Below are 23,915 nucleotides of genomic sequence, written 5' to 3'. Positions count from 1 at the left end.
TGGGGCCCGTCCCGCGGCCACAACCGTCACCCGGTGTGACACCGGCGTCGTCAGAAACGGACGCGGCCGTCCCCGTCCACCCTCGTCGCGGGGGCCAGCTCCTGGGAGACCTCCTCGACCTGCCGCAGGATCCGCCGCGCCGTCGAGGCCGAGGGAATCACCGGCTCGCCGTCCGCGGTGAGCTCGACCGGATGGAGACGCAGCCGGGGCGGGCCGTCCCCCAGGGCCACCTCGAACACCGCGCTCTCGAACCACGGCCGGTCGAACATCCGCTCCTTGTAGCGGGAGGGCGGGCGCCGGTCGGCGGGAGCCACCTCCTCACAGGGATGGAACAGGAAGTTCCCGGTCGAGTAGAGGATGAGGCCGTCCCCGTACCGCTCGACCGGGTGGAGGCAGTGCGGATGGTGTCCGATCACCAGATCCGCCCCGGCGTCGACAAGACGCCGCCCCAGCGGCTGCTGGTACTCGGCCAACGGCCCCTGGTTGCTGGGCAGATAGCACCAGGGAACGCCCCAGTGCACCGCCACCACCACCGTGGCGGCCAGCTCCTTGGCCCGCCGGACCGCCTCCTCGGCACCCACCACATCGGCCTCGCGCGCCCTGGTGCGGACATACGGCACGGTCCCGGGCTGCTCCTCGATCAGCACGCCGTCGAACTCATAAGACTGCTCGACCCGCACCGGCGCGATCCCGGGCCGGTGCGAGGTGGCGTTGAAGCCCGGCGGCAGGGCACAGCACAGGCTCAGAAAGGCCACCTCGGCGCGGCCCCGGCCGGAGAGCCGGACGGCACGCAGCGCCTCGTCGAGGTTCTCCCCGGCCCCGGCGTGCGCGACACCGGCCGTGTCCAGGGCGGCCCTGGTGCCGCGCAGACCGTCGATGCCGTAGTCGAGCGCGTGGTTGGTGGCCAGCGAACAGGCGTCGAAGCCGAGCCGGGCCAGCTCGGGGGCCATGTCGCTGCCCACCCGGAAGGCGACCGGCTTCTCGGCCGGGTACCCGGTGTCGGTCAGCGGGACCTCGAGGTTGCCGATCGTCAGATCGGCGTCCCGCAGCAGCGGCAGCGCCGAGGTGCCGGCGGAGAGGTCCCCGTCGAGAGCCACGGCCGGTCTCCGGGCGACGACCACGTCCCCCACGGCGATCAGCTTCATATGCCACTCCCCCCACTCGGGCCGGTCCGCGACAGGATCAGGCTACGTGGGAGGCCGGGAGCCGTCCGCCGGGGTGTCAGCCGTCCGCGCCGAGGATCATGCAGGTGGTGGTCGCATGGGCGATCAACTTCCCTTGTTCGTCCAGCACCTTGCCCTCGGCGGTGGCGGTGCGGCGACCGGCGTGGAGGACGGTGCCCTCGGCGATGAGGGTCTGCCCGTCGGTGCGGGCGGCGCGGATGTAGTTCACCTTGAGCTCCAGGGTGGTGTAGCCCACCCCGGCCGGGAGAGTGGTGTGAACGGCGCAGCCCATGGCCGAGTCGAGCAGAGTGGCGGCGATACCGCCGTGCACGGTGCCGAGGGGATTGGCGAAGTCGGGGCGGGTGTCGAGGGAGACGACGACGCGTCCGGGGTCGACCTCGTCGAAGCGCATGCCGAGGAGCCGTCCGATGGTGGGAACGTCGGTGGGACGCTCGGACTGCACCCATCGCATGAGATCGAGGCCGGAGAGGGTGGTGAGGTCGGTGGTGGTCACAGGCGTTCCTTGCGGTCGTGGTGGGCCGCGCCGTTCGGGAGGGGCGCGGCGCGGGAGCCGGTGGGGCTGTCGGCCAGGGGGGGGTCGGCCAAGGGGGTTGTCGACCAAGGGGTTTGTCAGCCAAGGGGTTTGTCAGCCGAGGGGGTTGTCCTTCGCACGCAGGGCGGCCAGTACGGGGGCGTACATCCGGCTCTTGATGGTGCCGAGGGTGTCACCGGCCTTGCCCGCCTGCGCCGCGGCGAGTTCGACCGCGGTCGACCGGACGGAGTCCTCCGCCACCGCGTGGTCGACGATCCCGGCGGTGAGCGCGTCGTGGCCGCCGTAACGACGAGCGGTGACCATGGCCTCGTGGGCGGCCCGCGGGCTCAGCCGGCCCTGGATGAGAGCGGACATGCCCGGGGTGAAGGGGATGTTGATGTCGGCCTCGGGCAGACACCAGAAGCCACGGTCGGCGCGCATCACCCGGATGTCATGGGCCAGGGAGAACATCGCGCCCGCCGCGAACGTGTGCCCCTGCAGCGCGGCCACGGTCACGAGCGGCAGCGACAGCATCCGGGCCAGGAGTCCGTGGACGGAGGTGACATAGTCCTGGTGCTGGTCGGCGTGTGCCAACAGCCATTCCAGGTCCAGGCCGTTGGAGTAGAACTTTCCGGTGGCGGCCGTCACCAGGGCACGCGCCCCCTCGGCCTTCTCCACCTCGTCCAGGGCACTGTTGACAGTGGCGAGCCAGTCGGGGTGGAAGCGGTTCTCGCCGTCCCCGAGATCGAGCACGAAGACGTTGTCCTGGCGGTCCAGCGTGGGCATGGCTGCTCCTTCACACAGGGCTGAGTCGGCGGACGGGTCCGCGCGCCACCCGTCCGGCGGCCCGCGGATCACGGCGGTGGTTCACCGTGGCTTCACGGTGGCGGCGTGGTTTCACGGTGGTGGCGTGGTTTCACGGTGGTGGCGCGTCGCGGTCGCGGGCGGGGTCCGCCAACGGGCCGGTGGTACGCAGAGCGTGGGCCAGAAGGTCATGGATCTCGGCGGCGGCCGCCTCCAGCGGAGCGGTGCTCCGCTCGGCCCGGCACATGATGACGGCGCCCTCCACGGCGGCGATGATGAACGCGGCCAGCCGCCTTCCCCGCTCCTCCGACAGACCGTGCCGGACGAACAGGGCGGCCAGCGCCTCCTGCCAGCGGGTGAACACCGCGGCCGCGGAGCGGGCGAGCTGCGGGGCGTCGTCGTTGGTCTCGACGGCCACCGCCACGATGGGGCAGCCGGTCCGGAAGTCGCTTTCGAGGAGCCGTCCGCGCCACAGCGTGAAGAACGCGTCGACCGCCTCCACCGGGTCATCGGCCCGCGTACCGGTCTCGATCAGCCCGGCGATGAAGTCACCGGCGAGCGCCACCGCCTCATCGATCAACTGCGCCCGCCCGCCCGGGAAATGGTGGTAGACCGAGCCACGCGGGGCTCCGCTGTGTGCGAGGACCCGGTCGATGCTCGTGGCGCTCGCGCCGTATTCACGCAGCAGCGCCGCGGCGCTCAGCACCATCCGCTCGCGACTGTCGCTCTTGCGCCGGACCATGCCACCCACCACCTCCCTTACGTGTGGGTAACTTATGCTCCATGACATAGAACATGCAAGAGATGTCGTGCGCATCATGCCGGGGGAACGAGGCCGCCGAGCACCGCGCCGAGGGTGGTTCCTATGGCACCCGCGCTGTCCACTCTTCGCTGGTGTACTTGGTGAGGGCGAGTTCCTCGGCGCGTGCCATCTCCTCCTCGGTGACGCGCCCCTGGGCGAGGCCGTAGCGGGCGCGGAAGGAGGTGAGCATGCGGTCGATGATCTCGCCGCGTGGCAGACCGGTCTGGCGGCGCAGCGGATCGACGCGCTTCTTGGCGCTCTCGGTGCCCTTGTCGGACAGCTTCTCCTTGCCGATGCGCAGCACATCGAGCATCTTGCCGGCGTCGATGTCGTACGCCATCGTCACGTGGTGCAGCACCGCGCCGGCACCGCTGGCCAGGCGCTTCTGCGCGGCACCGGCGATTTTGCCTTCCTCGGAGGCGATGTCGTTGAGGGGCTGGTACCAGGCCTTGATGCCCATGTCGCCGAGCGCGGTCAGAACCCAGTCGTCGAGGTAGGCGTAGGAGTCGGCGAATGACAGGCCGGAGACGAGCGAGGCCGGTACGGAAAGGGAGTAGGTGATGGTGTTCTCGGCCTCCACGAACATGGCGCCGCCACCGGAGATGCGCCGCACCACCGTGACTCCGTGGCGGGCCGCACCCGCGGGGTCCACCTCGTTGCGGAGGGACTGGAAGCTGCCGATGATGACGGCCGGGCTGCCCCACTCCCACACCCGCAGTGTGGGTGGCCGCCGTCCGGCGGCGACCTCGTCGGTCAGCACCTCGTCCAGGGCCATGTGCAGCGCCGGGTCCTGCGGCCCCTCGTGGATCAGCTGCCAGTCGTAGTCCGTCCAGTCGGTGGCACGGGCCAGCGCCCGCCGCACCGCGATGCCGACGGCCTCGGGGGAGAAGCCGAACATCACGGTGTCGGCGGGCAGCCCCGCCTTGACTCGGGCGGCGAGCGCCTGTGCGTCCGCGTCGGCGGGCGCGCCCTCCAGGGCCCGGTCGATGGCGTGCAGCGCCTCGTCCGGTTCCAGGAAGAAGTCGCCCGCCACCCGCACCTCGCGCAGCGCGCCGTCGTGGACCTCCAGATCCACGACGACCAGCTTGCCGCCCGGCACCTTGTACTCACCGTGCATGTCCTGCACCGCCTCCTGTTTCCGCCCCGGCGCTTCCGATCATTATCGCGCGCCAATGGCCGGATCCCGCGCAGTGACCGGCTTCAAGCCACAGCGCGGGAGAGGGGGCGGGGTCACGCTCCGGTGGTCGAGCCCGGGCGGACGATCATGAGGATGGTCACCGTCGCCCACAGCAGATTGAACACGCCTGTGAACATGGCCAGTTGGGCGGTGTCGGACCGCTCAAGGGCCTTGCTCGCACCGAGGGTGTCGAGGAGTTCGCCCTGGCGGGGCAGGACGAAGGCGACCAGGACACCGGCGGCCGCGGCCGTCAGGGCGATGGAGGCGGTGAGCCAGCCGCTGTCGAGGACGCCCATCACGGCGGCCGTGGCGAAGCCGAAGGCGGGGACGGCCAGGCCCATCGTGGCGTAGACGCGGCAGATGCGGTGCAGCAGCCGGACCGTGCCCAGGTCCGCCTGGCCCTCGCCGGCGGCCGCGTGGGCGTTGCGGGCCGCGGGCGGGAACATGCTGGCCGCTACGGTGACGGGGCCGATCGCGACAATGGCGGCCAGGACGTGCAGGGAGAGCAGGATCTTGGTCATCGGGTGGCGTCCGGCTCCCTTTCGAACGTGGCAGGCACCAGCGTCTCCTTCCGGGCGTGGGGCGGGCAGTGCCCGCACCACGCTAGGGAGCCGGGAGAAGATCACCCAGGGGCTGAAATGACAGAAGCCAACGGATTCTCGCCATACCGGACCCGATGGCGACGTCTCATCCCTCGACGTACTGCGCCACCCCGTGTCCGAACGACCAGTCGGCCGACTCGTTCTCGGTCAGGGTGATGAACACGTTCCGCGGCTCGGTCCCCGCGTACTCCTCGGCGAGCTCGGCGATCCGCCGGTACAGCGCCTGCTTCTGTGCCGGTGTGCGCCCCGAGCGCATCGTGAGGGCGATGCAGACGATGCCGTCGTCGCGCGGCACACCGAGGTAGTCGTCATAGCGCAGCGTGCCGCTGGTGCCGTCATGGCTGGTGAGGACCTGAAACCGGTCGTTGGGCGGGAAGCCGATGGTTTCCACCAGCGCGTCGTGTACGGCGCGGCCGAGCGCGTCGAGCCGGTCGGCGTCGGCCCGTAGCGCGTCGATGCGGACGAAGGGCATGTCGGGGGCTCCCGTTCGGGCGAGGGGTGGCGAGGGATTGAGGGAAGGCCAGGGGCTCAGCGGACATGGGCGGTGAGCAGGCCGAGCGCCCCGTCCATCGCCCGGGCGTACACCTCGGCCGAGTCGGCGGCGCGAGCCAGCACATAGCCGCCCTGCAACACCGCGACCAGCGCGGTGGCGGTGGCCACCGGGTCGAGCCCGGTGCCGAGCTCGCCGCTCGTCCGGCCCTCCGCCAGCAGCCCGGCCAGCCGGTCGGTGAGCCAGGCGAAGGTCTCCTCGACCGGTCGGCGCAGCTCCGGATCCGCCATCACATCGGGGTCCTGGGTGAGACGACCGACCGGGCACCCCTTCAGCGCGTCCCGCTCCCGCCGCAGATAGGCGGTGATCCGCTCGACCACGGTGCCGGGGCCGCCGAACTCGGCCTCCGCCCTGCCCCTCAGCTCCTCGGCGCTGCGGCTGATCGCGGCGAGCGCCAGGTCGGGCTTGCCGCGGAAGTGGTGGTACATGCTGCCCTGGCCCGCTCCGGAGCGCTCCTGGATCGCCTTCGGGCTCGTGCCCACATAGCCGCGCTCCCACAGCAGCTCACGGGTGCTCGCGATGAGTCGTTCCCGGGTGTCCATGGACATGACCCTACATACTAGTAGGTACAAAAGGAAACGCGCGGACGGCCCTTCGGTGAGAGGATCCCCCGTACTGGGCGCGCTGGTTCGGACGGTGGAAGGTGACGATGTACGCGATACCCCTGGGCGAGGACGGCGCGGAGCTGCGCCCGCTGGAGCCGTGGCAGGCCGAGGAGTTCCTCGCCCATATGGACCGGGGACGGGAGTTCATCGGGCGGCACATCGCACTGGCGGACGCCGCGGCCGACCTGGAGTCGGCCCGGGCGTTCCTCCAGGGGTACGCGGACAAGGCGGCGGCCGACGCCGGACGGATCCACGGCATCTGGACGGACGGCAAACTGGTCGGCGGGGTCCTCTTCCGCACGATGGACGTCGAACAGCGCACGGCGGAGGCGGGTTGCTGGCTGGAGCCGTCGGCGGTGGGCAAGGGACTGGTGACCCGCGCCACGCGCGTGATCATCGACTGGGCCGTCGAGGAGCGGGGCATCCACCGCGTGGAGTGGTGGGCGGCGACCGCGAACGAGGCCAGCATCGCCGTGGCCCGGCGGCTCGGGATGACCAAGGACGGTGTGCTGCGGGAGGGCCGTCTGCACCGGGGCAAGCGGCATGACATGGAGATCTGGTCGGTGCTCGCGCCGGAGTGGCGGGCGGTCCGGCACCCCTCCTGACGGATCCTGGACCGAATGGGAAGCTGGACTGGACCGAATGGGAACCTGGACCGACGCCTTCGTCTCCGGGAGCCTTCCATGTCCGACCCGACGCCTGACTCGTCCGACCCGACGCCTGACTCGTCCGAGCCGATGCCTGACTCGTCCGAGCCGACGTCCGACTCGTCCGGTCCGGCGCCTGATTCGTCCGGTCCGAGCCCCGAGTCGCTCGACCAGCGGCTGGCCGCCATCGCGCGCCATCCGTTCCGCGCGAAGTTCCATCTGCGCGGTCGCGATCGGGCCACGGCCGAGCTGAGCGGACCGTCGACGTTGCGCTGGCACGCCTACGACCTGATCGCCAAGCGGCTGGCCCCCGCCGCGCCCTACAGGGACGGCAAGCAGACGCCCTATCGCGGCCACCCCGTGTTCGTCGCCCAGCACGCGACGGCCACCTGCTGCCGTAGCTGTCTTCAGCGTTGGCACGAGATCCCCAAGGGGCGGGAACTGAGTCGCGCGGAGCGGGCCTATGTGGTCGACGTGATCTGCCGTTGGATCGAGCGCGAAGTGGCGGGGGCGCAGACCAGACCAGGTCCATAAGGTTTTTTGCCATCGACGGAGCCGGGCGGTGAACCTCTCCGGGTCCGATCGCGTCTAGATCGACAACGGACGCACAACATCGGTGCCCCTGATGGGGCCGGTTTCCCGGCTTCTATACACACCGTGTATACATGGGGTGCATACACCCGGTGTATGCACTCGGTGCATAGAGGCGTGCGCTTCCTGGGAACAACAGACGGAAAGGCATCCATGTACGGCAAGGCATTCGCCCCTGAGTACCAGGGCTCCCTCACCACCCTGTCCGTGAACTCGTCCCTGGTCGAGGTGTTGGCGGCGGGCACCGAGCAATTGCGGGCGGCCGAGCGGGGCGGCTCCCCGGGCGAGGCGGCCCGCGCGGGGCTCGCGGTCGCCGAGGCGCACCGGAGGCTGGGGCAGGTGGGCGAGGCCGACCGCGAGTGGAAGGCCAGTTACCGCGCGGCCCGCGCGGCGGGGGACCTCGGCGCGATGGCATGGGCGCTGTGGAGCGGAGGCACCCTCGCCCGGCAGCGGGGCGCGCTGGCGCTGGCGTGGCGGCTGCTCGGCCTCGCGGCCGACCTCGGCGAGCGCGGCGGGGACATCGTCGTCCGTGGCTACTCACTGGCCGGGATGGCGGAGACCGGCCGTATCCAGGGCGACTACGACGCCGTGGGCGCGCTGCACGAGCGACTCCTCGCCGAGGCACGGAAACGCGGCGAGGCACGCCACACCGTCTGGGCGCTCGAGGGCATCGCCCAGATGCACCGCAACACCGGGTCGTACGACTCGGCCTACGCGATGTTCGAGGAGGCCGCGGAGATAGCGGCGAAGGCCGAGGACCGGCGCGGACACGCATGGGCGCTGCGGGGCATGGCCGACATCGTCTCCGTACGTGACGGGGACGTGGAGCGCGCGCTGGAGCTGCTCTCCGAGGCCGAACTGACCTGCCGCGAGATGAACCTGGTGAGCGCGCTGGCCTACAACCACAAGATGCGCGGCAATGTGCTCTACCGCGCGGGCCGTTATGAGGCGGCCCGCGCGATGTACCAGCGAGCCCTGGACGAGTTCCGCGACATGAGCGAGCCGCGTGGCGAGGGCCTCGCCCGGCTCGGGCTCATCAAGTCCCTGGCCCGGCTGGGCCGCGACCGTGCCGAAACCGCCGATGACCTGTCCGAACTGGCCGGTGTGCTGGAGCGGATCGGGCTGCGGCACGCCCGCCGGATGGTGGACCGGGCCCGCGAGGAGTTCGGCCTCACGGAGGTCCTGGAGGTGGCGCTGTGACGACGACGTTCCCCGAGTTCCCCGAGCTCCTCGGGGCCGAGGAGACCACCGCCACCGCAGGCGAAATCCTGGGCCGCTGCCGGGAGTTGGTGCGCCCCGCGCTGGCCGACACGGTCGGGCGGCTGCACCCGTGGGTGGCCGAGATGGCCGCGTACTCGTTCGGCTGGTGCGATGTGGGCGGTACGCCTGCCGAGGGATCGGGCGGCAAGGGGGTGCGGCAGGCCCTGGCCGTGCTGTGCGCGGAGGCGGCCGGGGCATCCGGTGAGTCGGCGGTCGCCGGAGCGGTGGCGGTGGAGCTGGTGCACACCTTCTCACTGCTGCACGACGACATCATGGACGGTGACCAGACCCGCCGCACCCGCCCCACCGTGTGGAAGGCGTACGGGACCGGCCCGGCCGTGCTCGCCGGTGACGCCCTGTTCGCGCTGGCCGTGGAGGCGCTGGCCGGCGTGGACGGCGCCGGAGCCGCGGCCGCCGTGCGGCAGCTGAGCGCGGCGCTGGGCGACCTCGTCCGCGGCCAGGCGGATGACCTGCTCTTCGAGTCGCGCCCCTGGACGGGACCCGAGGCGGTGGGGCCGGAGGAGTACCGCACGATGGCCGAGCACAAGACCGGCGCGCTGCTCGGCTGCGCCGCCGCCCTGGGCGCCGCGCTCGCCGGGGCGCCGGAGCCCACCGTGGCCGCCCTGGACCGGGCCGGACGGCACATGGGCGTGGCATTCCAGGTGGTGGACGATCTGCTGGGCATCTGGGGCGATCCCGCGGTCACCGGCAAACCCGTCCACCGCGATCTGCGGCAGCGCAAGAAGACCTTCCCCGTGCTCGCCGCGCTGAGCACCCGCGGCCCCGGCGCCCCGGCCGCCGCGCGGCTGGCCACGCTGCTGGAGGAGTTCCCGGACACCCCGGACGACGCCACCACGCGCCGGGCCGCCGCCCTGGTCGAGCAGGCCGGTGGCCGCTCCGCGGCCCTGGAGGAGGCCGACCGCCACATCGCGGCCGTGGAGACATGCCTGGAGAGCCTGCCGCTCGCGCCCCGGGCGAGCGCGGAACTGCGCACCCTGCTGGGCTTTCTCGTACGGCGCGACATCTGATCCGCGGAGGGCTCACCGCCACGTGGTCGGCGGCGGTCCAAAGGGGAGGGTCACCCCTCCCGCGTGGTCAGCGGCGGTCCAAGGGGAGGGCCACCCCTCCCGCATGGTCAGCGGCGGTCCAAGGAGAGGACCACCCCTCCCGCATGGTCAGCGGCGCTCGCGCACCGCGTCCAGCCGGTCGCGGACCCACAGCTCCACATCGCCCACATGCCGGCTGGCCGCGGTGAACGCGGCCAGGCTGTCATGGGCGCGGAGCGCGGTGTAGATGTCCATGTGCTGCTGGTGGGTCCAGGACAGCACATCGGACTTGACCAGGGCGCGCCAGATGCGGGCCCGGGCGGTGCGCTGGGTGACCGAGTCGGCCAGGGAGGCGAGGGTGCGGTTGCCGGACGCGGCGACGATGTCGGCGTGGAAGGCGATGTCCTCGTGGACCAGCTCCTCCGGGTCCCGCAGACCGCGCATCCGCTCGATCCGCTCCTGGAGCCGGTCGAGAGCGGCCTCGTCGACGCGGGTCGCGGCCAGCGCGGTGGCGCCCGGCTCCAGGACCTTGCGGCATTCCAGCATCTCGTTCAGACCGGTGTCCTGGGCCAGGTCCAGGAAGCTGCCGAGGGCGCGCAGCAGCCGGTCGGGGCGCAGATCGGTGACGAACGTGCCGTCGCCGCGGCGTACGTCCAGGACCCCGGCCATCGCCAGGGCGCGGACCGCCTCCCGCAGCGACGGGCGGGAGAGTTCGAGCTCGCTCGCCAGCACCGCCTCCGGCGGCAGCCGGTGGCCGGGCGTGAACTCACCGCTCTCGATGCGCTTGCGCAGCCGGTCGATGGCTATGTCGACGACACTGCTCCCGGCGGCGGGGACACCGTCGCCGCCGGGGCCGGAGCGGTCTGGATTGGTGGACATGGCGACCAGGATGCCACTCAGCCGCGGCGGCTCCAGACCGGTCCGTCGGGGTAGCGGTAGGTCTCCAGGGTCTCCCGCCGGATCCGGGCGCTGTAGCCGGGTGCCTCGGGGACGAGATAGCGCGAGCCACGGATGCGGACCGGGTCGTGGAAGTGTTCGTGGAGATGGTCGACGTACTCGATGACGCGGTCGTCCATGGAACCGCTGACGGCCACATAGTCGAAGATCGACAGATGCTGGACCAGCTCGCACAGGCCGACCCCGCCGGCGTGCGGGCACACCGGCACGTCGTACGCCGCGGCCAGCAGCAGAACGGCCACCGCCTCGTTGACACCGGCCAGGCGGCAGGCGTCGATCTGGCAGACGCCGATCGCGTCGGCCGCGAGGAACTGCTTGAACATCACGGCGTTGTGGGCGTGTTCGCCGGTGGCCACCCGGATCGGGTCGATCCGCCGGGCGATGGCCGCGTGTCCGAGGATGTCATCGGGGCTGGTGGGCTCCTCGAACCACCAGATGTCGAACTCCCGGAGCGCCTCGGCCCAGGAGACCGCCTCCGCCACGCCCAGGGTCTGATTGGCGTCGATCATCAGCCGGCGGTCCGGCCCGATGACATCGCGGGCGATACGGCAGCGCCGGATGTCGTCCGCCAGATCGGCGCCCACCTTCAGCTTCACCGAGTTCCAGCCCTGGTCCACGGCCTCCTGACAGAGCCGGGCCAGCTTGGCGTCGTCGTATCCGAGCCAGCCCGCGCTGGTGGTGTACGCGGGGTATCCGTGCTCGCGGACGTACGCCTCGCGTTCGGCGCGGCCCCCGGCGCGGGATTCGAGCATCTTCAGGGCGGCCTCGGGGGTGAGCGCGTCCTTGAGGTAGCGCCAGTCCACCAGGTCGACCACCTGCCGGGGCGAGAGGCCGGTGAGGAGCTTCCACACGGGTTTGCCCGCCCGCCGGGCGGCGAGGTCCCAGGCCGCGTTGATGACCGCGGCGCTGCCCAGGTGGATGGCGCCCTTGTCCGGGCCGAGCCAGCGCAGCTGGCTGTCGCCCAGCAGATGGCGTGAGAAGGCGCCCAGATCGCCGGTGATCTCCGCCACGGACAGGCCGATGGCCCGCTCCCCGATGGCGCGCGCCGCCCGCACCGCCAGGTCGTTGCCACGGCCGATGGTGAAGGTGAAGCCATGGCCCGCCAGGGGTTCGGCGGTGGGCGCGGACTCCGCTCCCCCTCGGCCGGAGGGGGCGTCATCGGCGGTCTTGAGCACCACGTACGCCGCCGAGTAGTCCGGTGCCTCGTTCATGGCGTCGGAGCCGTCGAGGTGCTGGGAGGTCGGGAAGCGGACATCGATGGTCTCGACGTCAACGACACGAAGGGTCATGGCACGCGCTCCTGGGGGCAAAAGGGCGAGGGAAAGCGAGCAACGCCGACCAACATGTCAGATGTCTGCTGTGGTCGCCAAGGGTCACCTGGAGGAAAGCTCGTGGTTGTTGAGGCCTTGTCAAAGGCTGCAGATGGCACCTACGTTCCACAGGTCAGATGTTTCCGCGAGACAGTGTGGTCCGCAGGGAGGTCCGATGAACCCGGCCACCACCCTCCGCCGGGCAGGAGCACCGACCACACCGTCACGAGAGGAGAGGACGACAGATGACACGCATCGTGCGCTTCGCCGATGAGGCCGGGACGGTCCGGACCGGAGTGGCCGACGACGCCGGCGGGATCCGGGCCTTCCCCGGTGCGCCGCTCATCGCCGAACTGCTGCGGCTGCCCACGTTGGAGCTGCGGGCCCTGGTGGAGAACACCGCGTCCGGCCCGGCCGCCGCCCATGAGCGGGACGTCCTGCCGCTGCCGCCGCTGGACGGGCTGATGGAGCTGTGGGCGGCGGGGGTGACGTATGAACGCTCGCGCGAGGCCAGGGTGGAGGAGAGCACCGAGCGGTCGGTGTACGAGCGGATCTACGACGCCGAGCGCCCGGAGCTGTTCTTCAAGTCCCCGGCGTGGCGGGTGGTGACCGACGGCGAGCCGATCGCCGTGCGCGACGACTCCGAGCTGAACGTCCCCGAGCCCGAACTGGCGCTGGTCCTCAACCGGCACAGCGAGACCGTCGGCTATCTGGTCGCCGACGACGTCAGCTCACGGTCCATCGAGGGCGAGAACCCGCTCTACCTCCCGCAGGCCAAGATCTACGCCGGAAGCGCCGCCGTGTCCTCGGCCATCGTGCCCGCCTGGGAGATCGACGCGCCCGACGCGCTGGACATCACCATGGCGGTGTGGCGCGACGGCGAGGCGGCGTACCGGGCGGCCACCTCGACCGCCGCGTTCCATCGCACCCCGCAGGGGCTGGTGGACCACCTGTGGCGCTCCCAGCCCTTCCCCGACGGCGCCGTGCTGTCCACCGGCACCGGCATCGTGCCCGCCCTCGATTTCACCCTGCGCGCCGGGGACGTGGTGGAGATCTCCATCGAGGGGGTCGGCGTCCTGCGCAACCCGGTACGGGCCCATCAGACCGAACTGGACTGGCTGGTGGAGGCCATCGCCGAGCCGCTGACCCGCCGTGCCCACCGCGGCCGCTTCTCGGAGTGACCTGGGAAGCGGCCCGGGAGGTGGCCTGGGAAGCGGCCCGGGAAATGGCCCGGGAAATGGCCCGGGAAGTGGTCCCGTGGATGGCCCGGCCCTCAGCGCTCCAGTGAAGCCGCGTCGCCCATGACGACGACGGGCTCGCGGTCAGGGTCCAGCGCCCGGAGCAACTCCCTCATGGCGCCCTCCGAGAGGCTGACACAGCCGCGTGTGGGGCCGCCGTGGTCGATGTGCAGCCAGATGCCGCCGCCCCGGTCCGGGCCGAGGGGGCGGGTCCGGTCCAGGGGGGAGGTGCCGGGCCGGCGGTTGTAGTCGATGGCGATCACGTGGTCGAACGAGCCGGACAGGGGCTCGCCTTCGAAGCCCGTACCGCTCGTGGTGAAGCGGGCCGACCGCTCGTAGGGCAGCCGGGTTCCGGGGTCGGCGAGCCGTCCGCCGGCGTCCGTGAGGGTGTGGACGCCGATCGGGGAGCGCAGATCGCCTTCCCGGTGGTCGTCGGTCCAGCCGTGGAGCGCGTTGTGCGCCGCCCGGCTCGCCCCGGCCCGCCACCCGGCCTCGGTGTGCTCGTACAGGATCGCCGTGGACACCGGTGAGTTCCGGTCGTGGCCGGTCACCACCAGCACCTGCCGGGACCGGCGCGGCACCTGGGCCCAGGTCCTGGGCCCCAGCCCCGGTGGCCGGGAGGGCGCCGGACACGGTGTGCGTGGTGGTGTGCCACGCGATGTGCCACGGGATGTGCCACGTGGTGTGCGCATGGTCATGGGCCGACCCCCGGCCTGGACGGGGAGCAACGCGTCAGGCCAAGTGTCGCGCGACGGCTCGAATGATGTCGCCCTTGCCGCTGTTCCCCGGCGACCGGCCACTGACCTGCGGTGTTGTCGCCGAAGCGGCCATGGGCGCATCCGCCCGGGTTCACCAGTAGAACGCTTGCTCGATTACGCGGGTACGCTGCACATATGGGTACGTACCTCCAGGGTTCGCTCTTCGGCCAGACCGATGGCATCGGTCTCGGCTCGCTGCGCGGTACGCACCGGACCGAGCTCGGGGCCGGGGCCTGGATCGATCTGCTGCCCGGGTGGCTGAGGGGAGCGGACGACCTCTTCGCCCAGCTCGTCGCCGAGGTCCCCTGGAAGGCCGAGCGGCGGCACATGTACGAGCAGGTGGTGGACGTCCCACGGTTGCTCGCCTACTACGGAGCCGAGGATCCGCTGCCGCACTCCGTCCTGGCCGAGGCCCGGGAGGCGCTCTCCACGTACTACGCCACCGAGCTGGGGGAGCCCTTCACCACGGCCGGGCTGTGCTACTACCGCGACGGCCGGGACAGCGTGGCCTGGCACGGCGACCGCATCGGCCGCGGCAGGACCGAGGACACCATGGTGGCCATCCTGTCCGTGGGCACGCCCCGGGACCTGCTGCTGCGCCCACGTGGCGGCGGCAAGGCCATGCGGCGGCCGCTCGGCCACGGCGACCTGCTGGTGATGGGCGGCTCCTGCCAGCGGACGTGGGAACACGCCATACCCAAATCCTCCCGCGCCACCGGCCCACGCATCAGCGTCCAGTTCCGCCCCAGCGGCGTGGGGTGACACCCGCGTGGCGGGGGATGACGCCCGCGTGGCGTGGGATGACACCTGCCGGTTTTGGTACAGACCATTGACATATATGTTCGGGGGCGGTGTCATGGGGCCCGTCAGCTCTTGAGAGCGCCTCGGGTGGAAGTCGTCATCCGGGGCCGGACCTCGGAGAGTTCCCCGTGAATGGACGTCCCGTCTCAGGGGTGTCGGCCGCCGCGGTGGCCACGCCGTCGCTGGGCCGATTATGGACGGACCGGGCCGCAGAGCCTGTGTCTGATCTGGGAGATTGTCATGATCGTGACAATCTTTTCCTTCGTGTGCCCCCTCAGGTCGCGGCCACGAAGGGTCTGAGCGGACCGAGCCCCGGTCCGCCGTGGCAGGGCCGCGGCGCATGACATCTAGTGGATTCACCAGTTTTCCGTAGCACCTTTCCCGCCGCGCCATCACGCGGCACCTTCCCACGGGCCTCCCGCCCCAAGGGCGGCGGCGCGTCGCCCGTGCGTCGCCACGCCCGATGACTGCCCGAAGAGCGCGTCCCCGTGCGTCATCGGCGCGGTGGCATCCGAATGTTCCGCCACGAAAGAGATCCGCCACCAAAGAGAGATGAGACATGCCCATAAGACGTGCCCTCGTGGCCACGGCCGCGACGGCGGCGGCCGGTATATCGGCGCTTGCGCTTCCCCCTTCGGCCGCTGACGCGGCCTCCGCCACGGCGCGGGACTCGTCGTCGGTCCGGGCGCCGGCCGCCGGCTTCGTGGTGAGCCGGGCCCAGTACCAGCGGATGTTTCCGAACAAGAACGCGTTTTACACGTATGACGCGCTGGTCAGCGCGATGAACCGGTTCCCCGGCTTCGCCAGGACAGGTACCGGGACGGTCAAGAAGCGGGAGGCGGCGGCCTTTCTGGCCAACGTGAGCCATGAGACCGGTGGCCTCCGCCACATCGTGGAGCAGGACACCTCCAACTACCCGAAGTACTGCGACACGACGCGCCCCTACGGATGTCCGGCAGGGAAGGCCGCGTACTTCGGGCGCGGGCCGATCCAGCTCAGCTGGAACTTCAACTACAAGGCGGCGGGCGACGCGCTGGGCGTCAATCTGCTCAACAAGCCGGGCCTGGTGCGGACGGACGCCGTCATCTCCTGGAAGACCGCGCTCTGGTACTGGACCACCCAGTCCGGGCCCGGCTCCATGCCCGCACACAAGGCCATGACCACCGGCGCCGGATTCGGCCAGACCATACGCGCCATCAACGGCGCGCTGGAGTGCAACGGGGCCAACCCCGCCCAGATGCAGGACCGGGTCAACCTCTACAAGAAGTTCACCAGCCTCCTCGGCGTCGCCCCGGGCGCCAATCTGACCTGCTGAGCACCCTTCCCACGGAGGAGTCATGCGCAGAACGCTGATCGGCCTGGCCGCCGCGGCACTGGTGGTGCTGGCGGCCCTGCTGCCGACCGCGGGGACGAGCGCGGCCACGAGCGTGGCGATGCCGACCCGCAACGCACCCGCCGGGGCCAAGACCACTCTCGCCGCCAACCACACGGTGACCTTCGTCAATCACACCGGACGGAAGGTGTGGATCGGCAGCGCGGTCAACGCCGATGGATCCAAGCAATTCGCCAAACTGCCCATCCTGGAACCCGGACAGTCGGCGTCGGTGACGATCCCCGAGAACGCCGACCCCGGCCACTGGCGTGGAAAGTTCTTCGCCCGTCTGGGATGCACCGGCGCCTCGGGCAGCACCTTCCACTGCGAGGTGGGGGACTGCGGCAAGTTCGCCGACCGCTGTGAGCTGGGCGAGCAGCCCGTCAGCCTCGCCGAGTTCAATTTCGACACCAAGGACACGCTCGCTCCCTGGTACAACGTGAGCTACGTCAACGCGTTCTCCAACCCCATCACGATCGCCCCCAACAACCCCGCCGGTGGCGGAGGTTGCGGCACCCAGGGCTGCACACAGAACCTGCTGCCGTTCTGCCCGGCCGCCAACCTCACCCGCTGGCCGGACGGCACACCGATGCTGTGCACCAACCCCAACCGGGACGTCAAGACGCCGTACAGCAACGCGATCGCCTCCCGGTGTCCCAAGGCGTACGCCTACTCCAAGCAGGACCAGGAGCCCGGCAACCAGGTGATGCAGAACTGCGGCAAGTGCAGTGGCTTCACCATCACCTTCAACGCGGGGGCGTGACCATGAGAAGGAGAAGCGTTCTCGCCGCACTCCTGGCGGGTCCGGCCGCGCTGACCGCGGGAGGCCGGGCGAGCGCCGAGGCGTCCACCGCCGCGGTGAGCGCCGAGGCATCCACCGCCGCCGTGCAGAAGAAGGGGGTCAGCGCCTGGAAGTTCAACGGGGTCACGGCGGCGATGTCCGATGCCAAGGTCGGCTGGTTCTACACCTGGGCCTCGGGCAAGCAGCAGATCCAGCCCCCGGCCGGGGTCGAATTCGTGCCCATGATCTGGGGTCCCGGCTCGGTGACCGACGCCGAACTCAACCAGGCCAAGAGCCAGGGCACGACCCTGCTCGGCTTCAATGAACCGGACATGGCGGGCCAGGCCAATATGACCGTCGCCAGGGCACTCGACCTGTGGCCCCGGCTCCAGTCGACCGGTATGCGGCTCGGCGCGCCCGCGGTGGCCTACGGCGGCGATGTCGCCGGTGGCTGGCTCGACCGCTTCATGAAGGGCGCCGCCGACCGCGGCTACAAGGTCGATTTCATCCCCCTGCACTGGTACGGCGCCGACTTCGACGCCACCCGCGCGACCGAACAGCTGCGCGGCTATCTCCAGGCCACCCACAACCGCTACCAGAAGCCGATCTGGCTCACCGAATACGCGCTGATCGACTTCTCGAGCGGTACCCCGAGGTATCCGACCCCGGCCCAGCAGGCCGCGTTCGTGAAGAAGTCCACCGCCATGCTGCAGGGCCTGTCCTTCGTCCAGCGGTACGCGTGGTTCACGCTCTCCGCGGACCGCGGCGGCACCGGTCTCTACAACGGCGCGACGCCCAACCAGATCGGCACCGCCTATCGCGCGGCCGGCTGAGACAAGGCCACTCGCGCTCACACCACTCACACCACTCACACCACCCCACACCACGACAACCGAAACGAGGTCCTCCGCCATGCGCAAGGCAACGCTGATCGGCCGACTGGCGGTCGGAGCCGCCGCACTGACCGCCGTAGTGACCGTCGCCCCGACGAGCACCGCGGCCACCAGCGACACCCCGCCGCCCGGGCAGAACTGCTGGGCCACGCACTACGGCTACATACCGCCCGGCGCCTACACCGCCAGCGGCGAACTCTTCGACAACAACGCGGACACCGCCGCCACCTCCCTGAGCCGTAGCCCGCAGCTGCCGTTCGGCACCAAGGTGAAGGTCACCAACGTGGCCAACGGCAGATCACTGGTCGTGCGCGTCAACGACCGCGGCACCTTCGGCTGGACGCCGTCCGTGCCCAAGTGTCTGGACCTGACCGACGGCGCGTACTCCCGGCTCGGCGGAGTCCTCGATCCCGACTCCGGCCACATCGTCGTCAAGGAAGAAATCGTGAGGTGAAAGGGTATTTGGTGAAGGATGTGGAGCGCCGGTGCCGGCGCTCCACCCCGGCCCCCTGACACCCCGCTCGCGAAGCGACCGTCGTGCGCCGGAGGCTTCCCTCTTTCCGGGGCTATCCACCGGTAGCGCTACCCACTGACCTCGCGGGCAAGTACTCTCCGTGGCGACACTGGAACGTGACGGGTGATGAAGCGGGGTAGCGGGGGTGCGGGTGATGGCGGAGGCCGGTGACAAGGTCGCCGACCGATATCTCCTCCAGGAGCCCATCGGGAGAGGCGGGATGGGCATCGTCTGGCGGGCCCACGATGAACTGCTGGACCGCCAGGTCGCGGTGAAGTGTGCGCGTCCGGACGACGACCGCGCGGTGGCGCGCCTGACCAACGAGGCGCGCAACGCCGCACGGCTGCACCATCCGCACATCGTCTCGGTGTTCGACTTCGTGGACGAGGGCGAGATCTGCTGGATCGTCATGGAGTACGTGTCCGGGGGCAGCCTCGCGGACATGGTGCGCGGCCGGGTCGCGCTCCCCCCGGAGGAGGCGGCCTCCATCGGCTGCCAGATCGCCGCCGCGCTGGCGAAGTCGCACGCCGAGGGCGTGGTGCACGGCGATGTCACCCCGGAGAACGTCCTGATCACCGAGGACGGGGTCGCCAAGCTGACCGACTTCGGCATCTCCCGGGCGCTGTGGAGCGAGGCCACCATGACCCAGACGGGCGGGGTGCGTGGCAAACCGCCGTATCTGCCGCCCGAGGTGGCCAGGGGAGAGGCGGCCGACCGGAAGTCCGATGTCTTCTCACTGGGCGCGACGCTCTACGCGGCGATCGAGGGGCGGTCCCCGTACGGCGAGGCATCGCATCCCATGGCCTATGTGGCGCGGGCCATCGAGGGCTATATCGAGACCCCGCACCGGGCCGGTCCGCTGGTGGACGCGCTCACCAGGCTGCTGGATCTGGAGCCGAGGCGGCGCCCCGCCGCCGACCAGGCCGTACGGCTGCTGCGGCGGGTCGCCCCGTCGTCCCCGCGGATCGAGGACCTCGAGGGCCTCGAGGACCCACACGACGGTGACACGCTGGACCGCACGCCCTTCACGATGCGGCTGGTGCCGCCGTCCGTCCGAGGGCTGTGGCGCCGCCCGAGCCGCCGGGTGGTCATCACCGCGGCCGCGCTGGGCACCGCCGCGGTCCTGGTGGCCTGGGCCACCCTCTTCGGCCCCTGGGGTGACGGGCGCTCCGACGAGAGCCGCGGGTCCGGGAAGGACGGCGGGCGTGGCGCGTCCGGTACGGCCGACTCGCCGGCCCGGACGGGCCCGGCCGGCACCATAGGCGACGCGCGGACCGCCGATCCCTGTACGTTGCTCAACCCCGCCTCGCTCAGCCGCTTCGGCGAGACCGTGCTCGACCCGGACTACGGCGAGATCGATCGCTGTGATGTCCTGCTGCAGGGCGAAAGCGGCGATGACATCGCCGACGTCCAGCTCAACTTCAGCTCCGATCCGCCGGAGCCGGGTGGCGATGTGCCCACCAGGAGGGTCGGCAATGTCACCGTCGGCGCGTACCAGCGCGATGGGGACGAGTGCCTGCGGAACATCGCGTCCGCCGACCGAAAGCAGATCTGGATCATCACCGAGCGGCTCGACACCCCGGCGCCTGACCCCTGCCAACTGGGCGACGCCGCCACCGACTACGTGGTCAGTGTGCTGGACCGCGGCCAGGTCCCCCGGCGCTCCGGGCGGCCGGTGGCGAGCTCCCTGCTGCGGGGGCACGCATGCCGGCTGCTGAACAGCGATGAGCTCAAGCGGATCGCCGGTGTCCGGGTGGCGGACCGCGACCCCGGCTTCGGGGACTGGCAGTGCGAGTGGACGGACGGCTCGGGCGACGCGGGGGTGAAGGTGGTGTTCAACCGGGACAACCAGTTCACCACGGACGACGGACAGCGGGCGGTCATCGCCGGCAAGCGGAGCTCCGTGTCGCCGAACGAATGGGACGACGACTCATGCCTGGTCCGGATGTTGCACCGCTCGTACCGCAACTCCCTCGGTGACGACACCGTCGAGTTCATGTCGTTGAACGTCTACGGGCCCGAGTCCACCGAAAAGCTCTGCGAGACCGCCAAGGCGCTCGCCGCCACGGCCGCGAAGAAACTCCCGGCATCATGACCACAACACCTCCCGGCAGCGACCGCCCCGCCACCGGGCGGGCACCCGCCGCCCGTCGCCCCGCCACCGGCCGTCCGGCCACCAGCCGTCCCGCCGCAGACGGTCGTCCGCTGCCCGCCGCGCACGGCAGCCTGGCCCGCGGGGTGACCGCGCCGGTGCCGGGCACCGCCTTCGCCCTCGCGCTGACCGGTGGCATGACCCTAGGCCCCGGCGACGGCCGTGAGCTGCTCTTCGGACGGAACCGCCCCGAGGTGCACATCTGTGTGGGCGAGGACGACCCCCAGGTCAGCCGCTGTCAGGGCAGACTGACCCACCGCCACGGCCGCTGGTGGGTCGCCAACAACGGCCGGCTGCCGCTCCGGTTCCCGTCCCGGCTGCTCTTCACGGGCGAGGAGCCACTGCCCCTCGAGACCGGCTACACCCCGCTGTTCGTCCGGGGCTCGCGCGACCGTGAGCATCTGCTGGAGGTCTTCGTCAGCGGCCCCGAGACCGAGCGGCCGGTGGCCCTGCCCGGGGATGTCACCCGCCCGCCCCGCGTATGGGTGCTCACCGACGAGGAGAAGCTCGCGGTCGTCGTCCTCGGCCAGCGGTATCTGCTCCACGAGCCCCGGCCGCAGCCCCTCACCTGGAGGCAGACGGCCGCCCAGCTGGCGGAGTCGCGCCCCGGTGAGGCCTGGAGCGAGAAGCGTGTCGAGCACCTGGTCAACCGGGTCCGCACGATGCTGTCCCGGGACGGAGTGCCCTGGCTGACCCGCGAGGAGGTCGGCGAACCGGTCGGCAACGCGCTCAACGACCATCTGATCCGCGCCCTGATGATGTCGACCACGCTCGTTCCCCCGGACCTGGCCCTGATCGACGCCGCCTGACCGCTCAGCGCGTTCCTTCCGTTCAGCGTGGCCGTGCCCCGACCGTCGACCGCTCAGCGCGTGTCCTCGGCGCCCGCCGCCACGCCGGTCTCCGGGCGCTGGAAGAGCGCGTAGAGCCAGCCCAGGGACGGGATCAGCAGCAGCGCCCCGACCGCGAACACGATCAGCACCGCGGCCAGCACCGACGGCGGTGCGGCCGCCCGTGCCACGGTGAGGTCCGGCACCAGCATCAGCGGGTACTGCGCCACGCCCCAGGCCCAGATGATGAGGGCCACGGCGAGGGCGGCGGCGGCCCGCGCCCAGCCCCACAGCGACCGCATGAGCAGGACCAGCCCGGCAACCCCGGTGACGGCCGACAGCACCACCAGGGGCAGGGCGCGATGGGTGAGCCCCTGGAACAGCCGTGGCGCGTCGGCGTACAGCACGGCGATGCCCGCCAGCGCCACGGCACCCGCGGCCAGCCCGCTGACCAGGGCGCGCCGCTGGAACGCCCGCACCAGGCCGGGCCCGCCCCCGCGCGCCGCGTCCGCGCACAGATAGACGGCGGCCAGATGGGCGCAGGTCACCACGGCCAGCACACCGCCGAGGAAGGACGCCGGATTGAGCCAGCTGGTGACCGTACTCCCCGCGGCGAGGCCCGGGGGTACGCGCCCGGAGGCCACACCACCGGCGACCGTGCCCAGGAAGAAGGGCGTGACGACCGAGGACGTGGCGAAGCAGGCCCCGAACAGCCGCTGCTGCCACAGCTGGGTGCTGGCCTTGCGGAACGCGAACGCGGCACCGCGCGCGATGATGCCGAGCGCCGCCAGGGTCAGCGGCAGATAGAGGGTGGACATCACGGCGGCGAACACCTCGGGGAAGCCGCTCCACAACATCACCACCACGAAGATCAGCCACACGTGGTTGGCCTCCCAGACCGGTCCGATGGCGTGCTCGATCAGCGCGCGCTGCGACCGTCCGCGATGGCTGCCACCGGCCACCAGATCCCACAGCCCCGCCCCGAAGTCGGCGCCGGCGAAGAGGGCGTAGCACATCAGACCCAGCCACATCACCGCCAGGACGGTGTCCGCGAGCATCAGGACCTCCAGCGGTTCACACGACCGGATAGCCGGTCACATCGGCTTCCTGCGGGGCCACCGGCACCGGGCGCTCGCCCGCGAGCCGGCGCAACACGTAGACGGTGGCCACCGTCATCGCGGCGTACACCGCGAGCAGCAGCCACAGCCCGATCATCAGGCCGGGGGCGGGATTCACCGCGTCCCGGACGCTGAGGACGCCCTGCACCACCCACGGCTGGCGGCCCTCCTCGGTGACCACCCAGCCGCACTCCAGCGAGACGACCGCCGCCAGACCGCTGAACGACGCCAGCCACAGGAAGAGGCGCGTGCCCCGGCGGGCCAGCGGGTCGGTCTCGCCCCGGCGCCGGGTGCGCCACCAGGCCAGCAGCAGCCAGGCCCCGAGCCCGAGCAGGAACAGCCCGCCGAGCACCATCAGGTCGAATGCCAGATGGGTGCCGGTGACCGGGGGCCGTAGCGCGGGTGGCACCTGGTTCAGCCCCTCGACGACCGTGCTGGGGCTGAAGCCGACGAGCAGCGACAGGCCGTTCGGGATCTCCAGGCCGTACTTGATGCCGTGGTCGCCCGCGATGCCGCCCAGGGTGATCGGTACATGGCTGGAGGTGGTGAACACGCCCTCCATGGCGGCGAGTTTGACCGGCTGGTAGTCGGCCACGAAGCGGGCGATCCAGTCGCCCACCACCAGCTGGACGGGCGAGACGACGGCGCCGAGGACGAACGGGATGAAGAACCCCGCGCGGTGGTAGCGGTCGGTGCGGCCGCGCAGCAGGGCGACCGCGTACACGCTCGCCGTCAGGAAGGACGCCACCATCAGCGCGGCGAGGATCATATGGACGGTCTGTGGCGGGCTGGCCGGGTTGAACATCGCGGCGAGCGGATCGACGTCCACGACCCTGCCGTGGCGGACGGTGAAGCCACGCGGCTGGTTCATCCACGCGTTGGCGCACACCACGAAGAACGCCGAGGCCACACCGGCGACGATGATGGGGATCGCGGTGAGCATATGGACGCGCGGCGGCAGCCGGTCCCATGCGTAGAGGTAGATGCCGAGGAAGATGGCCTCGATGAAGAAGGCGATCCCCTCGATGGCGAACGGCAACCCGATGACCTGGCCGTAACGGCCCATCAGCCCCGGCCACAGCAGCCCCATCTCAAAGCTGAGGACCGTGCCGGAGACCGCGCCCACGGCGAACAGCACCCCCATGGCCCGCGCCCAGCGCCGGGCGAGCAGCCGGTACGAGGAGTCGCCGGTGCGCACGCCCCACCACTCGGCGATCAGGGTGAGCAGCGGAAGCCCCACACCCAGACAGGCCAGGATGATGTGCCAGGCGAGCGAGAAGCCCATCTGGGCGCGGGCCGCGGACAGATCGCCGGATGTGGCCGGTCCCGCCAGCCAGTCCCTCACCACGGCCGCGGCCCGCGGCCACGGATGCTGGTCGACAGCGGGCACGGCCGCTCCTCACTCGTCGCTGAGC

The 23,915-nt window shown here is 71.2% G+C and carries 25 protein-coding genes; 12 read left to right on the top strand and 13 right to left on the bottom strand.

The features are described 5' to 3' along the window. Window positions 1-50: 50 nt before the first annotated feature. The 8 genes from JK364_RS35330 to JK364_RS35295 all read right to left on the bottom strand — a co-directional run bounded on the left by JK364_RS35330 (window position 51) and on the right by JK364_RS35295 (window position 6,172). Window positions 51-1,145, bottom strand: coding sequence for a CapA family protein (locus tag JK364_RS35330; RefSeq protein WP_201855440.1), 1,095 nt, complete (start codon window positions 1,143-1,145; stop codon window positions 51-53). Between the two features lie 76 nt (window positions 1,146-1,221). Then, window positions 1,222-1,677, bottom strand: coding sequence for a PaaI family thioesterase (locus tag JK364_RS35325; protein WP_201855439.1), 456 nt, complete (start codon window positions 1,675-1,677; stop codon window positions 1,222-1,224). 132 nt (window positions 1,678-1,809) lie between these two features. Then, on the bottom strand, window positions 1,810-2,481 hold the full coding sequence (locus tag JK364_RS35320; protein ID WP_201855438.1) for an enoyl-CoA hydratase-related protein: 672 nt from the start codon (window positions 2,479-2,481) through the stop codon (window positions 1,810-1,812). 130 nt (window positions 2,482-2,611) lie between these two features. Continuing rightward, complete coding sequence (locus tag JK364_RS35315; RefSeq protein WP_230992971.1) at window positions 2,612-3,241, bottom strand: TetR/AcrR family transcriptional regulator; 630 nt, start codon at window positions 3,239-3,241, stop codon at window positions 2,612-2,614. Window positions 3,242-3,362: 121 nt separating this feature from the next. Next, entirely contained in the window at window positions 3,363-4,418 is a 1,056-nt protein-coding gene (gene lplAB, locus JK364_RS35310; RefSeq protein WP_201855496.1) for a lipoate-protein ligase LplAB, read from the bottom strand. A 113-nt stretch (window positions 4,419-4,531) separates the two neighbouring features. Next, window positions 4,532-4,999 carry a DUF2269 family protein gene (locus JK364_RS35305; protein WP_201855437.1) on the bottom strand — a complete coding sequence of 156 codons (468 nt, stop codon included), beginning with the start codon at window positions 4,997-4,999 and terminating at the stop codon, window positions 4,532-4,534. A 166-nt stretch (window positions 5,000-5,165) separates the two neighbouring features. Continuing rightward, window positions 5,166-5,552: a tautomerase family protein gene (locus JK364_RS35300; RefSeq protein WP_201855436.1), complete on the bottom strand. Its 387-nt coding sequence runs from the start codon at window positions 5,550-5,552 to the stop codon at window positions 5,166-5,168. A 56-nt stretch (window positions 5,553-5,608) separates the two neighbouring features. Continuing rightward, complete coding sequence (locus JK364_RS35295) at window positions 5,609-6,172, bottom strand: TetR/AcrR family transcriptional regulator (RefSeq protein ID WP_201855495.1); 564 nt, start codon at window positions 6,170-6,172, stop codon at window positions 5,609-5,611. 107 nt (window positions 6,173-6,279) lie between these two features. Between JK364_RS35295 and JK364_RS35290 the strand changes: the two genes are divergently transcribed. The 4 genes from JK364_RS35290 to JK364_RS35275 all read left to right on the top strand — a co-directional run bounded on the left by JK364_RS35290 (window position 6,280) and on the right by JK364_RS35275 (window position 9,761). After that, complete coding sequence (locus JK364_RS35290) at window positions 6,280-6,840, top strand: GNAT family N-acetyltransferase (RefSeq protein ID WP_201855435.1); 561 nt, start codon at window positions 6,280-6,282, stop codon at window positions 6,838-6,840. A gap of 78 nt (window positions 6,841-6,918) precedes the next feature. After that, a complete protein-coding gene (locus JK364_RS35285) occupies window positions 6,919-7,416 on the top strand; it encodes a DUF4186 domain-containing protein (protein ID WP_201855434.1) in 498 nt (165 codons plus the stop codon). Between the two features lie 210 nt (window positions 7,417-7,626). Next, window positions 7,627-8,673, top strand: coding sequence for a tetratricopeptide repeat protein (locus JK364_RS35280; RefSeq protein ID WP_201855433.1), 1,047 nt, complete (start codon window positions 7,627-7,629; stop codon window positions 8,671-8,673). Then, window positions 8,670-9,761: a polyprenyl synthetase family protein gene (locus JK364_RS35275; protein WP_372462050.1), complete on the top strand. Its 1,092-nt coding sequence runs from the start codon at window positions 8,670-8,672 to the stop codon at window positions 9,759-9,761. The genes JK364_RS35280 and JK364_RS35275 overlap by 4 nt, the downstream gene beginning before the upstream one ends. Window positions 9,762-9,908: 147 nt before the next feature. Here JK364_RS35275 and JK364_RS35270 read toward each other — a convergent pair whose 3' ends face one another. Together JK364_RS35270 and JK364_RS35265 are read right to left on the bottom strand one after the other, a co-directional pair. After that, window positions 9,909-10,658 carry a FadR/GntR family transcriptional regulator gene (locus JK364_RS35270; RefSeq protein WP_201855432.1) on the bottom strand — a complete coding sequence of 250 codons (750 nt, stop codon included), beginning with the start codon at window positions 10,656-10,658 and terminating at the stop codon, window positions 9,909-9,911. A gap of 17 nt (window positions 10,659-10,675) precedes the next feature. Further along, complete coding sequence (locus JK364_RS35265; RefSeq protein WP_201855431.1) at window positions 10,676-12,025, bottom strand: enolase C-terminal domain-like protein; 1,350 nt, start codon at window positions 12,023-12,025, stop codon at window positions 10,676-10,678. Window positions 12,026-12,291: 266 nt separating this feature from the next. Between JK364_RS35265 and JK364_RS35260 the strand changes: the two genes are divergently transcribed. Continuing rightward, window positions 12,292-13,227, top strand: a complete 936-nt coding sequence (locus JK364_RS35260) for a fumarylacetoacetate hydrolase family protein (protein ID WP_201855430.1) — start codon at window positions 12,292-12,294, stop codon at window positions 13,225-13,227. A gap of 92 nt (window positions 13,228-13,319) precedes the next feature. Here JK364_RS35260 and JK364_RS35255 read toward each other — a convergent pair whose 3' ends face one another. Then, the gene (locus JK364_RS35255; RefSeq protein WP_372462049.1) at window positions 13,320-13,982 is read right to left on the bottom strand and encodes a L,D-transpeptidase family protein; all 663 of its coding nucleotides are present in this window, start codon (window positions 13,980-13,982) and stop codon (window positions 13,320-13,322) included. 195 nt (window positions 13,983-14,177) lie between these two features. Here JK364_RS35255 and JK364_RS35250 point away from each other — a divergent pair, with 195 nt between their 5' ends. The 7 genes from JK364_RS35250 to JK364_RS35220 all read left to right on the top strand — a co-directional run bounded on the left by JK364_RS35250 (window position 14,178) and on the right by JK364_RS35220 (window position 21,364). Beyond that, on the top strand, window positions 14,178-14,804 hold the full coding sequence (locus JK364_RS35250) for an alpha-ketoglutarate-dependent dioxygenase AlkB (RefSeq protein WP_201855429.1): 627 nt from the start codon (window positions 14,178-14,180) through the stop codon (window positions 14,802-14,804). 598 nt (window positions 14,805-15,402) lie between these two features. Beyond that, window positions 15,403-16,158 (top strand): chitinase, encoded by a 756-nt coding sequence (locus JK364_RS35245; RefSeq protein WP_201855428.1) that lies wholly within the window; start codon window positions 15,403-15,405, stop codon window positions 16,156-16,158. Window positions 16,159-16,180: 22 nt separating this feature from the next. Beyond that, window positions 16,181-16,978, top strand: coding sequence for a thaumatin family protein (locus JK364_RS35240; protein ID WP_201855427.1), 798 nt, complete (start codon window positions 16,181-16,183; stop codon window positions 16,976-16,978). A gap of 2 nt (window positions 16,979-16,980) precedes the next feature. After that, window positions 16,981-17,829, top strand: coding sequence for a glycoside hydrolase family protein (locus JK364_RS35235; protein ID WP_201855426.1), 849 nt, complete (start codon window positions 16,981-16,983; stop codon window positions 17,827-17,829). A gap of 79 nt (window positions 17,830-17,908) precedes the next feature. After that, complete coding sequence (locus JK364_RS35230; protein WP_201855425.1) at window positions 17,909-18,343, top strand: septal ring lytic transglycosylase RlpA family protein; 435 nt, start codon at window positions 17,909-17,911, stop codon at window positions 18,341-18,343. A gap of 214 nt (window positions 18,344-18,557) precedes the next feature. After that, window positions 18,558-20,498 carry a serine/threonine-protein kinase gene (locus tag JK364_RS35225; RefSeq protein ID WP_201855424.1) on the top strand — a complete coding sequence of 647 codons (1,941 nt, stop codon included), beginning with the start codon at window positions 18,558-18,560 and terminating at the stop codon, window positions 20,496-20,498. After that, on the top strand, window positions 20,495-21,364 hold the full coding sequence (locus tag JK364_RS35220; protein WP_230992970.1) for an FHA domain-containing protein: 870 nt from the start codon (window positions 20,495-20,497) through the stop codon (window positions 21,362-21,364). The genes JK364_RS35225 and JK364_RS35220 overlap by 4 nt, the downstream gene beginning before the upstream one ends. Before the next feature lie 53 nt (window positions 21,365-21,417). On the opposite strand, the gene JK364_RS35215 is transcribed toward JK364_RS35220, so the two are convergent. Together JK364_RS35215 and JK364_RS35210 are read right to left on the bottom strand one after the other, a co-directional pair. Then, complete coding sequence (locus tag JK364_RS35215) at window positions 21,418-22,440, bottom strand: cytochrome d ubiquinol oxidase subunit II (protein WP_201855423.1); 1,023 nt, start codon at window positions 22,438-22,440, stop codon at window positions 21,418-21,420. A 16-nt stretch (window positions 22,441-22,456) separates the two neighbouring features. After that, complete coding sequence (locus tag JK364_RS35210) at window positions 22,457-23,890, bottom strand: cytochrome ubiquinol oxidase subunit I (protein WP_307841470.1); 1,434 nt, start codon at window positions 23,888-23,890, stop codon at window positions 22,457-22,459. Between the last annotated feature and the right edge of the window lie 25 nt (window positions 23,891-23,915).

This window comes from Streptomyces endocoffeicus (assembly GCF_016741935.1).
In the GTDB taxonomy this organism is placed as follows: domain Bacteria; phylum Actinomycetota; class Actinomycetes; order Streptomycetales; family Streptomycetaceae; genus Streptomyces; species Streptomyces endocoffeicus.
The sequence above is the reverse complement of the archived record's forward strand: the minus strand, read 5'-3'. Positions and strand labels throughout refer to the sequence as shown.

Coding starts and splice junctions, on each gene's coding strand:
- JK364_RS35330 (WP_201855440.1), bottom strand. CDS start 1,145: ATGAAGCTGATCGCCGTGGGGGACGTGGTCGTCGCCCGGAGACCGGCC.
- JK364_RS35320 (WP_201855438.1), bottom strand. CDS start 2,481: ATGCCCACGCTGGACCGCCAGGACAACGTCTTCGTGCTCGATCTCGGG.
- JK364_RS35315 (WP_230992971.1), bottom strand. CDS start 3,241: ATGGTCCGGCGCAAGAGCGACAGTCGCGAGCGGATGGTGCTGAGCGCC.
- lplAB (WP_201855496.1), bottom strand. CDS start 4,418: ATGCACGGTGAGTACAAGGTGCCGGGCGGCAAGCTGGTCGTCGTGGAT.
- JK364_RS35305 (WP_201855437.1), bottom strand. CDS start 4,999: ATGACCAAGATCCTGCTCTCCCTGCACGTCCTGGCCGCCATTGTCGCG.
- JK364_RS35300 (WP_201855436.1), bottom strand. CDS start 5,552: ATGCCCTTCGTCCGCATCGACGCGCTACGGGCCGACGCCGACCGGCTC.
- JK364_RS35295 (WP_201855495.1), bottom strand. CDS start 6,172: ATGGACACCCGGGAACGACTCATCGCGAGCACCCGTGAGCTGCTGTGG.
- JK364_RS35290 (WP_201855435.1), top strand. CDS start 6,280: ATGTACGCGATACCCCTGGGCGAGGACGGCGCGGAGCTGCGCCCGCTG.
- JK364_RS35285 (WP_201855434.1), top strand. CDS start 6,919: ATGTCCGACCCGACGCCTGACTCGTCCGACCCGACGCCTGACTCGTCC.
- JK364_RS35280 (WP_201855433.1), top strand. CDS start 7,627: ATGTACGGCAAGGCATTCGCCCCTGAGTACCAGGGCTCCCTCACCACC.
- JK364_RS35270 (WP_201855432.1), bottom strand. CDS start 10,658: ATGTCCACCAATCCAGACCGCTCCGGCCCCGGCGGCGACGGTGTCCCC.
- JK364_RS35265 (WP_201855431.1), bottom strand. CDS start 12,025: ATGACCCTTCGTGTCGTTGACGTCGAGACCATCGATGTCCGCTTCCCG.
- JK364_RS35260 (WP_201855430.1), top strand. CDS start 12,292: ATGACACGCATCGTGCGCTTCGCCGATGAGGCCGGGACGGTCCGGACC.
- JK364_RS35255 (WP_372462049.1), bottom strand. CDS start 13,982: ATGACCATGCGCACACCACGTGGCACATCCCGTGGCACATCGCGTGGC.
- JK364_RS35250 (WP_201855429.1), top strand. CDS start 14,178: ATGGGTACGTACCTCCAGGGTTCGCTCTTCGGCCAGACCGATGGCATC.
- JK364_RS35245 (WP_201855428.1), top strand. CDS start 15,403: ATGCCCATAAGACGTGCCCTCGTGGCCACGGCCGCGACGGCGGCGGCC.
- JK364_RS35240 (WP_201855427.1), top strand. CDS start 16,181: ATGCGCAGAACGCTGATCGGCCTGGCCGCCGCGGCACTGGTGGTGCTG.
- JK364_RS35235 (WP_201855426.1), top strand. CDS start 16,981: ATGAGAAGGAGAAGCGTTCTCGCCGCACTCCTGGCGGGTCCGGCCGCG.
- JK364_RS35230 (WP_201855425.1), top strand. CDS start 17,909: ATGCGCAAGGCAACGCTGATCGGCCGACTGGCGGTCGGAGCCGCCGCA.
- JK364_RS35225 (WP_201855424.1), top strand. CDS start 18,558: ATGGCGGAGGCCGGTGACAAGGTCGCCGACCGATATCTCCTCCAGGAG.
- JK364_RS35220 (WP_230992970.1), top strand. CDS start 20,495: ATGACCACAACACCTCCCGGCAGCGACCGCCCCGCCACCGGGCGGGCA.
- JK364_RS35215 (WP_201855423.1), bottom strand. CDS start 22,440: ATGCTCGCGGACACCGTCCTGGCGGTGATGTGGCTGGGTCTGATGTGC.